General features: G+C 42.7%; 13 protein-coding genes and 1 tRNA gene. 5 read left to right on the top strand and 9 right to left on the bottom strand.

Going from position 1 to position 14243, the window contains the following annotated elements:
- Positions 1-153: 153 nt before the first annotated feature.
- Positions 154-465, bottom strand: coding sequence for a hypothetical protein (locus NXH67_RS14030; RefSeq protein ID WP_272797781.1), 312 nt, complete (start codon positions 463-465; stop codon positions 154-156).
- A 58-nt stretch (positions 466-523) separates the two neighbouring features.
- Positions 524-1258, bottom strand: coding sequence for a DUF5688 family protein (locus NXH67_RS14035; RefSeq protein WP_272797782.1), 735 nt, complete (start codon positions 1256-1258; stop codon positions 524-526).
- Between the two features lie 551 nt (positions 1259-1809).
- On the opposite strand from NXH67_RS14035, the gene NXH67_RS14040 reads away from it, so the two are divergent.
- The 5 genes from NXH67_RS14040 to NXH67_RS14060 all read left to right on the top strand — a co-directional run bounded on the left by NXH67_RS14040 (position 1810) and on the right by NXH67_RS14060 (position 7727).
- Positions 1810-2049, top strand: coding sequence for a hypothetical protein (locus NXH67_RS14040; protein WP_272797783.1), 240 nt, complete (start codon positions 1810-1812; stop codon positions 2047-2049).
- Between the two features lie 301 nt (positions 2050-2350).
- On the top strand, positions 2351-3151 hold the full coding sequence (locus tag NXH67_RS14045; RefSeq protein WP_272797784.1) for a DUF5688 family protein: 801 nt from the start codon (positions 2351-2353) through the stop codon (positions 3149-3151).
- Positions 3152-3263: 112 nt separating this feature from the next.
- Entirely contained in the window at positions 3264-3914 is a 651-nt protein-coding gene (locus tag NXH67_RS14050) for a hypothetical protein (RefSeq protein ID WP_272797785.1), read from the top strand.
- Between the two features lie 462 nt (positions 3915-4376).
- Entirely contained in the window at positions 4377-6176 is a 1800-nt protein-coding gene (locus NXH67_RS14055; protein WP_272797786.1) for a bifunctional DNA primase/polymerase, read from the top strand.
- Positions 6177-6359: 183 nt separating this feature from the next.
- On the top strand, positions 6360-7727 hold the full coding sequence (locus tag NXH67_RS14060) for a tyrosine-type recombinase/integrase (RefSeq protein WP_272797787.1): 1368 nt from the start codon (positions 6360-6362) through the stop codon (positions 7725-7727).
- Between the two features lie 85 nt (positions 7728-7812).
- Here NXH67_RS14060 and NXH67_RS14065 read toward each other — a convergent pair.
- From NXH67_RS14065 to NXH67_RS14095, 7 genes are all read right to left on the bottom strand, one after another.
- A tRNA-Pro gene (locus NXH67_RS14065) sits at positions 7813-7885 on the bottom strand.
- A gap of 49 nt (positions 7886-7934) precedes the next feature.
- Positions 7935-8354, bottom strand: a complete 420-nt coding sequence (locus NXH67_RS14070) for a hypothetical protein (RefSeq protein ID WP_022779362.1) — start codon at positions 8352-8354, stop codon at positions 7935-7937.
- A 25-nt stretch (positions 8355-8379) separates the two neighbouring features.
- Entirely contained in the window at positions 8380-9357 is a 978-nt protein-coding gene (locus NXH67_RS14075) for a transglutaminase domain-containing protein (protein WP_022779363.1), read from the bottom strand.
- Between the two features lie 22 nt (positions 9358-9379).
- A complete protein-coding gene (locus NXH67_RS14080) occupies positions 9380-10330 on the bottom strand; it encodes a hypothetical protein (protein WP_272797788.1) in 951 nt (316 codons plus the stop codon).
- A gap of 79 nt (positions 10331-10409) precedes the next feature.
- Complete coding sequence (locus NXH67_RS14085; protein ID WP_272797789.1) at positions 10410-12179, bottom strand: hypothetical protein; 1770 nt, start codon at positions 12177-12179, stop codon at positions 10410-10412.
- 129 nt (positions 12180-12308) lie between these two features.
- Positions 12309-13685, bottom strand: coding sequence for a DNA repair protein RadA (gene radA / locus NXH67_RS14090; protein WP_022779366.1), 1377 nt, complete (start codon positions 13683-13685; stop codon positions 12309-12311).
- Positions 13686-13759: 74 nt separating this feature from the next.
- Complete coding sequence (locus tag NXH67_RS14095; protein WP_022779367.1) at positions 13760-14170, bottom strand: hypothetical protein; 411 nt, start codon at positions 14168-14170, stop codon at positions 13760-13762.
- Positions 14171-14243 lie beyond the last annotated feature (73 nt).

The following is a 14243-nucleotide window of genomic DNA, read 5'->3' on the forward strand; positions in this document are numbered from 1 at the left end:
GGCGTGGGGTTCCCAAGTAGCATCACAAGCCTTCTGGATCCTTGTATCAGAATGGCTTGTTTTTTTTTTGCTCTATATCAGGGATGGTTAACCATCCCTGATATAGAGCAGTCCAGACTGCTTACAATCTGGACTGCATAGCAATTTGAATATTTAAACCTCTTGTAAGGCTTCAACCTGAGAAGAAGCAAAGAAAAGTGCTTCAACTATCTTATATTCTTTCTTTCCGTCCTTTGTTTTGCCTGTGAATTTATAAATATCTAGCTTAGATACCGGCTGCTGCTGACGCATTACTTTATATCCCCTTCTTTTCCACTCTCGTGCGGTGTGAATCAATTCCGGCTCGTCAATCAATTCCTTCTTTCCATTCTCTCCGGTCCTTACAAGTCGATTTCCGGACTTCCCGATGACTCCGCTGTTCATTAATTCTACTCTTTTTTGGAAAATTAGTGTTTCATTGCTCATAAATAATATCCTTTCCGTCAGGAAAGCCTTAAGGCATTTCCTGGCTATAAATTATTTTTTAAAGTGTTATAAGATATGCTCTATCAATTAGTTGATCTCTATTCTCTACGGCACAGGCGTTGACTTCCTGGACCATGCTATCAAAGAAATCTAAGTCTACTTCGCCCGTCTTTGGTACTAAAATGCACTCGTGGATTGATGAGGGGATAAGAACAAATTCATGAATACCGATTTGTTCGGCAAGTTCTTTTATTCCCTTTTTATCAATCATTGCGCTCGCTCCTTTAAAGCTAAGTCTGTTGCTGATTACATAGATTTGCGAAGCTGCATCCGTTTCATCAATCTTGGTATCATCAGTTAGTCCCGGAATACTTAAGAAGAGTGGCTCGGCAGTGAATTCCTCGTGATTGTTTCTTTCAGCGATTTTGAATAGCTGATTTTGCGTAATTCCTGCAATCTTAAGCATCTTAGGCTTCATCTTTACGCTAAAGGACTGTCTATTGCATGAATCTCTCAGATAGAGATATTCCTCTATTCCTTCATATGAGCTTTTTCGCTTCACAATATCTTCAGTACCTACGCTCTGAACACCTACATGGACGTGGTCAACAATGTAATCAATATCCGTCAGCTTACTGATGTCAAAATCTAAAACTTTCGTCATTTTTGAAAACTCCTTTTTTATTTGGTTTTTTGGCTCTTGCTCTTGGAGACTGCTTCCAAGATTCTGAATGAGCTTTACTTGAGGGGTGCTTTTAACTTTTTTAAATCCGCTATTTTCCTTATTAACCACCTCCTTTCATATGTTTTGACTGCTTCCTTAGTTCTTTCATTTCGCTATCTATCGGGTTTGCTGCATCATTAAAAGACGGGGAATCTATATATGACAAGGGACAAGGAACGATACGCCGTTAGGGCAGCACTTGCCAGATATGGATTTCCTGTCATGATGCTCTTTGCAAACCGATGGCGAAATAAAAGGACTTAGGGAGCAGTCAATATGGAAGGGGATGGTCAAGGGGAAATACGGATTTAAAAAGAGGGCGCTTTTGAAGCGCGTTGGAGGTAGATTAAAATCACTCATTGTCTGCCCTGCTTTTGGATCTGCTCGGTGCAGATCAGGGGCATGATTGGTCTGGGAGCTCGGGCAGACCTGCGAAGCTGCTGGGAATGGTATAGGGGTGAAAAGTCTATATCATCTAGAGGTCAGGTAATGCCCTTGGGATTTTCTTTTTCTTACATATAATATGTTATATAGCTAGGACAGAATTGAAACCGCGGGCAATACTGTGTTGATAGCTATAGGTCTATTTCATGTCTAGTGTGAAGAAAGGAGAGAAAAACATGAAATTAAAATTTTTGCCAGGAACAGGCGTTGAATTGGCACATGTCGTAGTATCTGGAGGGGTGGTCTATCGGGCATCTAAGGATTCCGATTACAACTTCGTCTCTGGGAATTTAGCAGTTCTGTCACCATATCAGATGAGCAAGACCTTAACTGAAGATCGAGAGGCTTTTGAGAAGGCAGGTATAGAACCTTCAAAAGAATACTTCGATGAATACTACGAGATTACGATTGATTGATAAGAAGTATATATGGTTCAAAACATGATTGTTGAAAGATTATGTAGTAATTAGATGCTCGACCGAGCGAGCTAAAACAGATCTTAGGCTCGCGTGCGTTGCCGCGGATTGTAGTCCGTGGCAGGTGATATTTATGATATCAGGCATTTCTTTATAGCAGACATCTTCTGCTGAAATGTCAAAAGCGTATATGCTTAGCGAACATTTTCGTAATATACGCGCACAACTGAATACTCGTTTATTGACGGGAAACTAACTAATTTGTTGAGCCCGTCAAGGATGCGGGCAGGAAGGAGTGCAAATGAGCACATTTTTAAATGCATTAATTGAAAGCGGTATGGTAAAGGAAATTGAGACGGTCAAGAACGGAGTTAGCTGCACAGGCTATCAGATCGATAATGGCTCCAACGTAAAGCCGGTAATCTATCACTCACCAGAAGAAACAATCGAGGCATTTGTTGCCAGGGCTAGCGAAATAGCAAAGAGCCCTGTTCCACAGATTGATGTTGAGAAGATTACAAGTCATGAGTATTTACTCGACAATGCCTTTGTATGTTTACAGAAAAAGGGCAATGAAGAAATCTGCAAAAGAACTTTCCTTGATTTGGAGATGTATGTAAGGATTGGGGTAGATATTGCAGATGGTACCAGCGGTTCCATTAAGGTAACACAAGGAATATTAGAAAAAGCCGGAATGTCAGAAGACCGACTGTATGAGGCAGCTATTCAAAATTCTGAGAAAAAGGCACATGTTACTTCAATGGCGGAAGCTCTTGGGATGATGACCGAAGAACTTTTTGGTGAGAATCTGTTTTATGTAGCAACTTACCATGATAAAGCACATGGCGCAGGAATTATGGCAGTTACAAAAATACTGCACGAGTTCTGTGAAAAGAAAGGATATGGCAAAATCTATATTCTTCCAAGCTCTACGGAGGAAGTACTGTTTATTCCTAGTGGATATATGGATCCGGAAAGCTTGGCAGTAATGGTTAACTGTGTCAATGAGGAAACTGTTGATCCTAAGTTACAACTGAATCCTACAGTTTATCTATATGATGACGATTTGGGAGAAGTAACAATAGCTTCTTCTTACAACTAAAAATGCCGTAATTATCTTCAATCTACAACTGCTTTATTGCAGACAAATGTGTAATGTTATATCAGAGAGTTTTTCCTCTCTGATATAACCATTTTTAAAGGAGAGTAGAAAAATGAGTGATGTATTTTTGAAGAAGAATAAAGAAGGGAAACTTAAGAAAGTCTCAACGCTTGAGGAAGCTGATTTTGTAAGAATACCAGCTGCATCGTATAAGGAGACTTTTATAAAACATGATACCGAAGATGTTGTACAGATACGGAGGGAGGAGTATAACGGATACCGAAAAATGCTACGTATCATTCGGGATAGGGAACTGCAGCAAATAGACAAAGAAAAGGCGGACACTCATGGATATACAACAAAACATGTTGACGTTAGAAACTTTGATAGATCCAGACCGGAAATAACAGCTTTCTACATTACAAAAACCACGCCTATTTCATTGAAAATAGACCTTTATACAGCATATACACTGGTAAAGAAAGATCTTCAGGAATTCTATGGGTTTATGGATGAACATTTCTTTGTGACAAGCAAGGGGATAAAAAAGGAAATAAAGGAAATAGATCTGTTAGCTGCTTTCAAACAGAGAATAGAATCAAATGATGACCGAGACTACTATGTGTATAATTCTGAATATGGTAGAAAGCTGAAAGAGATTGTGGACGGTTCAGAAGTAATAAGTTTTGGTCCTATAAAGCTTAGTTCTAATTATGTTCAGGGTGTGTATGAGGCATCATATTGGGCCGCAGAACCGATTTAATAGACGATTATGGAAACAACCATCAATCATATTAAACAATATGGCTGATGGTTGTTTTGTACTTGAACAAATAGCCCGTTGGGATCAAAAAAGGAAATCGATATCAAGTATATTCTGATAAATAGTCTAATCTTCCCAATCAGCGCGTCATAGTCTTGAGAAGAATACTTCTTAGTTACATTTTTATAAGTTATTTCATAGTACTCTTCAATGCTGTCTAATTCATCTTCCTCTAGTCTTATTTTATTTTTCATTATGAGAATTTTTTCTTCTGCGGAGTAAATCGAAAACAGCAGAAATGCCCTGTATCCTTAAATAATTAAATGATTCACAGATATATTAAAAGTGGTTATCCCTCAAAATTAGAAAATAAAAATTTTATAAAATTTTAAAATACCGTTTGTTATTTTATTTTCTTACATAAATTATCAATATAAGGAACTTGATACTGGAGGAAACAACATGACATTAGAAGATTATGCACTAAGCTATGCGCACATAGGCTGGAAAGTGCTGCCATTACAGCCCCATGAAAAGAGACCGGCAACCGCACATGGACTAAAGGACGCAACAAACGACCCTGAACAGATAAAGAGGTGGTGGCACGATAACCCCAACTACAATATTGGGATTGCCACAGGCGAAGGCTCTAAGGGGCTATATATCATCGACATTGACGTAGACCACGAAAAAGGCAAGGACGGAGTGCAATTGTTCAAAGAATGGCAGGAAAAGCACGAAAGAATAAGTAATACAGTAACATGCAAAACTCCTAGGGGCGGTTATCATTTATACTTCTACGACCACAACAACTTAAAGAACATCGCCGGTATAGATGGGTGTATTGATACAAGAGCGAATGGTGGATACATCGTAGCGCCGCCAAGCATACACCCGAACGGGGGCACCTACACATGGATACGCTCCCCAAGCGATAAACAAGTCGCTAACCTGCCAAGGGCGTGGTTGGACTTCATATCTAAATATCGAAAGCCAAAGGAACGAGCCGAAGAACACCCCCGAAAAATAACTCAGGGCAACAGAACAAGTACCCTAGTGTCAAAAATCGGGGAACTGTCACACACCAGCCTAGACAAGGCAACAATCAAGGCGACTATCCAAGCGCTAAATAACACGTTTGAACCACCGCTAACTGATGAAGAACTAAATAAAGAAGTATTTCCTGCACTTGATAGGGGATGGCAAGAAGAATACGAAATTCCTCTGCTAAAGACCATCACCGCAAATGATTTGCTACAAAAGGAAATACCCGAGCTTAAATACCTTGTTAAGGGCATTTGCCCTGCAGGCTTGGGGATATTAGCAGCTCCCCCAAAATACTATAAATCATTTATGGCCTTGCAATTATGTGTGGCACTCTCGCAGGGATCAAAATTCTTAGGTTTGGAAACAACTAAAACGGGATGCTTATACTTTGACCTTGAGTCATCTAACCGAAGACCCAAAGACAGATTAAATGCTATGCGTATTGATAAGCTAGACGGGGTGGAATTCGTCACACAGGAAGAGATTCCAAGGAAAAATCATAAAATGATAACACTAGCTACGGGCTTTGAGGTTATGTTGGAGCGCTTCCTAGATAATAACCCCAGTATCGGCTTTGTGGTCATAGATGTATTCAAAAAAATACGGACTGAACAAAAAAAGACTCAATCGCTGTATGAACACGATTATGCAGATATTGAAAAGCTTCAAGCCATTGCAGGAAAGAGAAACATCGCTATACTTATGCTCCACCATACTACCAAAATGAAAGACGTTTCCGATCCTTTCAATAACATGTCCGGTAGTTCAGGGTTATTGGGAGCGGTAGACTTTGCCTGGATCATAAGTAAGGACTCCCGAAGCGACAAGCAAGCCACCTTACACGTTACCGGCAGGGATTTGGAAAGTAACGCCCTGACTATTGAATTTGACAAGGTAGCATTACAGTGGCGATACATCGGAACTTCTGAAGAAATCCAAGCCAAAAAAGAAATGGACGATTATGACCAGCATGCCATCACATTGACAATCCGTAAGTTAGTAGAACAAGGAGGAGGAACGTGGACGGGCACAACCAGCGACTTGATAAAGGCTAGCCACTACCTAGAGAAAGCTATATATCAAAAGCCCCAACAAGTCGGGCGATATATCCAAGATAACATCCACCATTTTGCCATTATGGATGATATCTCCGCAGATTATCAAGTATCTAAGAATCAACGAACATATACTTTTCGCAAAAAAACTAATATTTAATGTATTTTTTGATGTATTTATCGTTTATATGTATTTAATGTATTTGATGTATTTAATGTATTTGTCAGTATTTATGCAACTTTTACAACGAAATATGACAAATACAACAAATACATTAAATACATCAAAAAAACGAATCAATGATTTAGGATTGGCTCAATAGAAAGGAGGTACTACATACAAATGAATCAAGACAATAAAATATTTAGTACTTCCTTAACTATGGTAGTACCGACTAATCATAATCCAAAACATCCTCTCAACAACGATGAAATATGCGACAGAATCATCTATCTGCAAAGAAAAAAAGCTGAGTTTCTTTTTTCTGCTGAGTATGATAACCTCACTAGTATAGCTGATGCTGTCGTCCGTGAATTGGAAGATAAAATTGAAAAACTAAAAATTCAGTATTTGGAGAATGAACTCGGCAAAAAAGTAGCCATCATTAAAAAGCAAAATAAAAAGCTTTTTAGAGTCGCTTTTACAATCGATGGAAAACACTCACAGATTGCAGCAACATCGGTTGATAGGCTTTATGAGAAGATTTTTGGCCATCCTATTCAATTAGGTACCGGTTATAAGCCTGATAGTACTTTGCAAGAGGTGTATGACCTATATTCCAAGTCTAACCACACACCGATAGTGGATAATGAAGGAAATATAACTTACCCAACTTCCACAGCACTTCGCAAGGATCAAGCTTGGAGGAAATACTGGGAAAAAGACATCATTGTGACTATGCCTATAAAAAGTATTGTTGTAGGTGATATCATTGATGCCTTTAAGAGATTAACTGCCAGTCGAAGGTATACTGCAAGGCAGATATCTCAGGCAAAAAGCGTTCTAAAGCAGACATTTGACCACGCAATATGGTTAAAACTGATAGAAACAAATCCTGTAGTCGCAATGCCTAACACTTCTTGTCCAAAAAGAGCTGCTTCTTCTACCAAGAAAGCAACAAATGCTGAAACAAGAGAAAAGCTTGAAAACTATCTCAGTCATCTTCCTAAGCAAACCGTTTACACACTTGCAATCAGATTCTGGCTCAACATTATGCAGCGATCAGGGGAATGGCGAGCTTTGACTTGGGAAGATGTTAATTTTGAGAAGGGAACCATCATAGTAAGACATTCTCTTACACACAGAGAAATCGATGGAAAGCTGGTTACAATTGATGATGAGCACCTAAAGGCCGACGAAGTAATTCGTGAGATTGAAATAACAGAGAAAGCCATATCCATATTAAAGGAGCTTTATCTGTTTAATGGCCAAAAACACTATGTCTTCAATAGTTCTCGTGATGGCAAGTTACCAATTGCTGCTAATCGTCTCAACGAGAAGATCAAGGAATACTGTAAGATTGTTGGTATCGAACCGCTTTCAACTCACTGTCAGAGACGCGGCGCAATTCAAGATGCTTACACAGCAGGAATGCCCGAAGATCAGATAAGAGCTACCGCAGGTCACTCAGACAGCACAATGACACGCTACTACAACAGAAACAACAACAGCACTCTAAGTAAAGAACTACAGACCAAAATATTTGGCTAAAGGTCACCGTGTTTGGTCACCAATTGGTCACCAATTTTTAAAGAATTGCAAAAGAAAAACCGCTCAACTGAGCGGTTTCTAGCAATCGGAGTGACGTGATTCGAACACGCGGCCCCTACCTCCCTAAGATAGTGCTCTACCAACTGAGCCACACCCCGACGACGTGTTTTATAATATCACGGTCCAAAACAAAATGCAACACTTTTTTTATTCAATTCCAAAACTTCCGTCGGAATACTTCAGAACCCAGTAACCATGCCCTGTTCCGCAGTCTTCATAGTAGGTTCTTTCAATGATTTGGGGCTTATTTTCTTCAATTTTTTTTGAATTTTTTTCTTCTTTTGAAGAAGTTTCTTCAAAAATGGGGGCCAAAGGTGTGGTTTGGTCCTGAAGAGTTGTAATAGCCGCATCCTCATTTTCTTTCATTTCTGCTATAGCTTCTGATTTCATATCCGGGTTCACTTCTGTCTCCACTTCTATCACAGGTATGCTGCTGTCTTTGCCGGCTGCGGACATGAGAAGTGCTGCTCTGTATGCAGGTACAAAGCTGTACAGCATAAGATTCAGAACAAATACGCTAAACACCGCGCCCGATATAACCAAAGCTATCCCCAGCATTCGCTTCATAGACTCATTCTCCTTAATCATTCATTTAGTAGTTAACTGTATAAGTAGCAGATTTCTCTAAAGGCTTGGCAGGATAGGAACTATAGGTCTGCTTGTAATAACCATCTCCCTTGGCATCCTGCATTTCCGCATCGAAGATAAACCATTCATCACCCATTTTGACCTCTGTCCAGGCATGGGGCGTTCTGCCGCCCAGGGATGAGGTTACGGTGCCGGTGCAGATCTTGGTCTCATAACCAAGGCCTCTTGCGATATAGCCAAAGGCCGCCGCATAGTTATAGCAATTGCCTTTTCCGGTATCAAACAAGTTAACGGCGTAGGTCAGCGGCCAGTTCCCTGTGGGAGTTTCATAGCTTCGTTCATAGGCTGCTGCCTTTACCAGAAAATCAAAGCTTCGCTTGAGCTGCTGCTTCTGGCTCATATTTCCATTGGTACAGGCCTCTATAAGCGCTGCTGTCTGCTTCATGACATCCGTCTCGGGCTTGATAAGAGTGCCGTCGGCCTTTCTCCACATGAGGCCAGCCTGTGTATGAACAAAATGTTCTCCGGGAACCTCTTCCAAAAGAGCTCCATCCATAGCCTGCGTCTCAACAACGGCCCTTATCTGCTTCCTCAGGGCATCTCCCACGCCATGGAGTGCGTTCTCTCTGATGGAAACCACCGTCTGAGGTATAGCCGCTCCGGTAAGCGCTGCCGGAAAACACAGTAGCTCAGTCATCTCCTTGTCATACAGGCAGTTGCTGTAGGATGCGTAATAAGGATTGTTCTCGCTTACGGTTATGGACCTAAGGTTGATCAGATTTCTGAAGGCAGACGAAGTTATCTCCGTCACATCACTTCCTATATGAACCGTCGTTATGCCGGTATTAGCGGCAAAAGTCGCAGAGTCTATCACAGTAAGGTTGTCAGCCTTGCAGGGCAGGGATAAAAAGAGAACACATCCCACGATACAAGCGGATACAGCCGCAATTATTCTTTTGTATAGGCAAAAGGCTCTCTTCATCCGCCGGGCTCCTTATGGTTAATTATCGTAAAATAGGTGTGTATACTCCGAATTTTTCTCTTACTGAAGCGTAGGAATAGCCCTTCTTGGCATCGCCACCCTCACTGGGGTGCTTGCCATAGCCCGCCAAAGGATAAGTGGGGTCCGCAAACCCCTCCTGGCCATCAACTATAACCTGACACCATTGATCTGCCCATTGATTAATATTCTTGTGATACCAGGTAATGCCCATGTAATCCAGAACAAGTCCAAGAGCCCTTGTGGCTCCTGCGCAGGAGTACTCTCTTCCGATAAATACTCCGTAGGCAGTTCTGTATATCTTTCCTTCAGTTGTATATGTTCCAAGTGCACAATACGCCTGAACTATACCGCTGGCATATGCAACCTTCTCGATATCCTTGACCTTCTCTACTTCTTTGGTTTTCTTGCTACTCTTTTTGCTGTTTTCCTTGCCTTTATTCTTTTCATCAGCCTCTGCCTGCTTCTCAGCGTCTATGGCAGCGGCTCTGGAATTGATATGGTCGGCAATCTGCTTGGCTATGCTCCTTGCCTGAATCTCCTGGGCATAGGTCATTCCGCCGTTATCATGAGTTGTCTTCTGAACAACTACCACGTCCTCTTTGCCGGTCGGAACAACATAATCAATGCTGTCACCGATAAGCCTGTTAGCGACCCTTTTTTCCTTTATTCCGAAGATAACATAGTGTTCAATAAGCTTGTTGGCATCCGGCCCGTATGCCTGTCTTAAATCTTCATAATTGAGGTAGTAAAAAAGCGGATTGTACTGATTCTTATAATCTACCCCGTTATAAACTGTTGTCCCCTTTGCAAGCTGCGTATAGGGATCATCCTTGGCCAGGGCAACAGTTTTGCCTGCTCCTATAGGCATCGCCAGACATAACATCATGAATACAGAAAGAAACATGCATGCAGATCTCTTCAGAATGCGCTTCATAACCTTCTTACCCCACATCTTTTTTTATTTTCGGGCGCAACAAAAAAACGCCGATAAGAACTTATCATTAATCTTATCGGCATTTTATATCACGACTTTAATAATTTATAAATTTATTTTTCAATGGATTTTTCCTGCGGGGCACACCGGCTGCAATGATACAAGCCGCAATGATTATCATAAGAACCCTCATGTAAAGCCTGCTGTCATCTGAAGTTTCAGAGCGCCTTGCTCCCAAAACCTGCAAAGTAGCATCTATTTCATTACCTGCTCCCAGCTTTTCCGGCAAAATAGTGCCTGAAACAGTTCCTCTCTTGCCAAGAGTCCTATCTGCAGAGGGCTCTGCCTTGCCGGTAGTTCCCGGAAGAGGAGATTCAGAGTCTTTCCTGCCGGAACTTCCGTCCACCAGCACCAGTTTGCCATTGATCCTGGTCACGCTGTAGTAGCCGGATACATCCTTGCCCTTCTCATCCACAATCCTGAAGGAAGTGATCTCGTTGACGCTACTGCCCACTCCTGTCTGACTTCCGTTAAACACCACATCCGTAAGCTTGTGTCCCTTAAGAAGGCTTCCCTTTGTTATGGTCACCTCATTGTTGGTTATGGTGCTGCCATCGTCATTTTTGACCGTGGAGCCGGCCTTGATGGTGATCTTGCGCTGTGTAACCTTGACATTTCCGTTGCTGCTTAAGGTCTTAACTTCTCCGCCTATTTTTTTGCCATTGGAATCATAGAGAACGATATCCCCAGGGGCTACAACATTGGAACCGGACATAAAGGGAATAGTGTAGTTTAAAGGTTCCTTAACTGTCGTATATGCGCCGCCCACATTTACTGTATAGGTGGTGCCCAAAAAGCTGATAACCGTCTGTTCACGGGCCTGCCTTGCTACATCGCCGTCGCCGGCCATAAGCCCTGCTTCATCACTGCTACTCTTGTCCTCGGAAATCGGATCTCCATAGGGACCATAGTATCTCACCAGGGACTCCCCAGGATTCTTGAGGTTCTCAAGCCTGATAACATAGCCTCCGACAACATGCTCCTTGCCATCATATTGCAGCTCGGCGCTGGGTGCCACTGTCTGAATCGAGAAAACAACTTCAGGCTCCACCGGCTGCTCAGGCTCCGGCTTCTCCGGATCTGTAGGTGCCGGGTCTGAAGGCTCGGGATCCGTTGGTTCAGGGTCTGTAGGCTCGGGATCCGTTGGTTCAGGGTCTGTAGGTGCCGGCTCTGAAGGCACCGGTTCTGAAGGCGCCGGTTCCGATGGCTCAGTAGGTTCCGAGGGTTCCGACGGTTCCGACGGCTCCGGTTCTTCCGGATTCGCAGGCTCCGATTTTTCTTTTATTCTTATTACTCCATCAACGTGAATTTTGACATCCTGATTAGGTGCCAATGTAGAAGCAGTTTTGATAACATACCAAATGACATAATGCTGATCCGAATCAAACTCGCCAACGACGCTCTTGATCTCATCAGCGGTAGGAACTCTGTCGAGAGAGGCGGTGACTTCATTAGCGGCGGTAAATCCATCCTGAAGCAGATTATCCTCGCTTCCGCCTTCCGACACAAGATCAGTGTGCGAAGCTATCCCATTTATCCTTATAGGATCCGAATAATCCGTTCTGGGATAGCTTCCGGGTTCCACCGGAATATCTCCGCCTACACCATTGCCTCTGATATAGAAGCACACATCACTTTTTTCCCCATTATTTTCATACACGGCGTCGTGCAGTCCATTTACAACCTTGGTTGTTTCTGCGGATTCTGCGGCATAAGACGTAAAGCTGATACTTCTGCTCCCCATAGCAGTAAGTAGTATTAGCGGCATCAAAACCAGCACAAGTACTCTCCGCGAAAACTTTTTCATCCCACATTTTCTCCCACAAGGTTATAAAAATATATAATCAACATACCGTTATATAATATCAGATGCTAAATCACAGATTCAATCATATTGGAAATTATTTTTGTATACGTGGTCAGTTTTCCTGATTATTTATTTCAATATGTCCATCGCATCAGCTACAGAGGACACTCCGATGATCTCAATACTCGAAGCGCAGGTCTTAAGCTTCCCTGCCAGTGCCTTAGGAACAATGCAGGTCTTGAAGCCAAGCTTGGCTGCTTCCTGAACCCTGTTCTCTGCCATGCTGACGCTCCTTACCTCTCCCGAGAGTCCCACCTCTCCGAAGGCGATAATATCGTCGGCGATCGGTCTATTCTTAAAGCTGGAAATAAGCGCAAGACATATCGCCAGATCAAGCGACGGCTCAGCTATCTTCATTCCTCCCGCCAGATTGACATAGGCATCAAAATCCCCGAGAGACAGCCCTATTCTCTTCTCCAGAACGGCCATAAGAAGGTTCACCCTGTTATAGTCCGTTCCGTTGGCCTGACGCCTTGGGAATCCGAAATTGGTGTGGCACACAAGGGCCTGTATCTCAAGCAGAATAGGCCTTGTCCCCTCCACTGAGCAGGTAACAATGGAACCGCTGGCATTCTCCGGCCTTCCCTCCAGCATGAACTCAGAAGGGTTCAGAACCTCCTGAAGGCCCCTCTCTCTCATCTCAAAGACTCCTATCTCATTAGTGGAGCCAAAACGGTTTTTTACCGCCCTTAAAATGCGATATGAGGCATGTCTGTCCCCTTCAAAGTAAAGAACAGTGTCCACCATATGCTCAAGAACCCTGGGGCCTGCCACCTGGCCTTCCTTAGTGACATGTCCCACGATAAATACCGTAATATTCATGCTCTTGGCGATACGCAAAAGAACGGACGTGGACTCCCTGACCTGGGATACACTGCCCGGAGCGGACGAAACATTCTCATTGTACATTGTCTGAATGGAATCTATTATGATGACCTCAGGCTTAGTGCGGATCACAGCCTCCTCTATATTAGACAGATTGGTCTCACACATGAATTTGAGAGTATCGGAAAAATCTCCGATCCTGTTGGCACGAAGCTTGATCTGCCTAAGGGATTCCTCACCTGAGATATACAGAACTTCTTTTTTGTCGCCGGATAAAAAACCCGCAACCTGAAGAAGAAGTGTTGACTTGCCGATACCGGGATCTCCTCCCACAAGAATAAGGGATCCTCTTACAAGGCCCCCTCCCAGAACTCTGTTAAGTTCTCCAATGTGGGTATCTGCCCTCTCCTCATCCTCCATGACAATTTCATTAAGGGTCTTGGGACTAACATATTTGGTATCCGGTGCCGTACCAATCCCCTTGGGCGCCTTGCCTGCAGGCTTAACAGTTTCTTCTACCATGGTATTCCACTGCTTGCACCCGGGGCACTGTCCCATCCACTTGGAGGATTCGTAGCCGCACTCCTGGCAAAAGAATACCGTTTTCATTTTAACTGCCATTTTATTCTCCCCAAACAATAGTTTTTAAAGAAAGAGCTTCCCGAACAAATCGGAAAGCTCTCATGATTTACATCTTATTTCTCAACTTTAACAGATACGAGGCCCTCTCCGGAGAGCTCTACGCTAAGATTAAGTTTGCCTCCCAGATTGGTGGTCATCTTACCAATACTGCTACCGTTTACATATACGCTGTATTCTGTGTTCTCCAGAAGTCCCAGCGTAATCTGTGCATCATTGTCTCCTTCTACACTGAATTCAACACCGTTATCTGTTTCCTTAAACTCCGTAACCGTTGTTCCGGGTACGGATTCATATATGAAGTTTTCATTGCACTCGAGCTTGGTAATATCCTTGTAGGTCTTGACCTTGAGAATATCTCCGTTGTGCTCAAAGTTCTCAAGTTTAGTCTTCTCCGGAAGCTTGTAGTTACCAAAGCTGATACTTCCGTTCTCCTCAGCTCTAATCAACTGTTCTACAACAGCCATGATGACCCTCCTAAAAATATGTTATAGGTAAAGCTTAAATGTTAATATCATTATAAATGATGCCCGTCTATTA

Source organism: Butyrivibrio sp. DSM 10294 (assembly GCF_028539135.1).
In the GTDB taxonomy this organism is placed as follows: domain Bacteria; phylum Bacillota; class Clostridia; order Lachnospirales; family Lachnospiraceae; genus Butyrivibrio.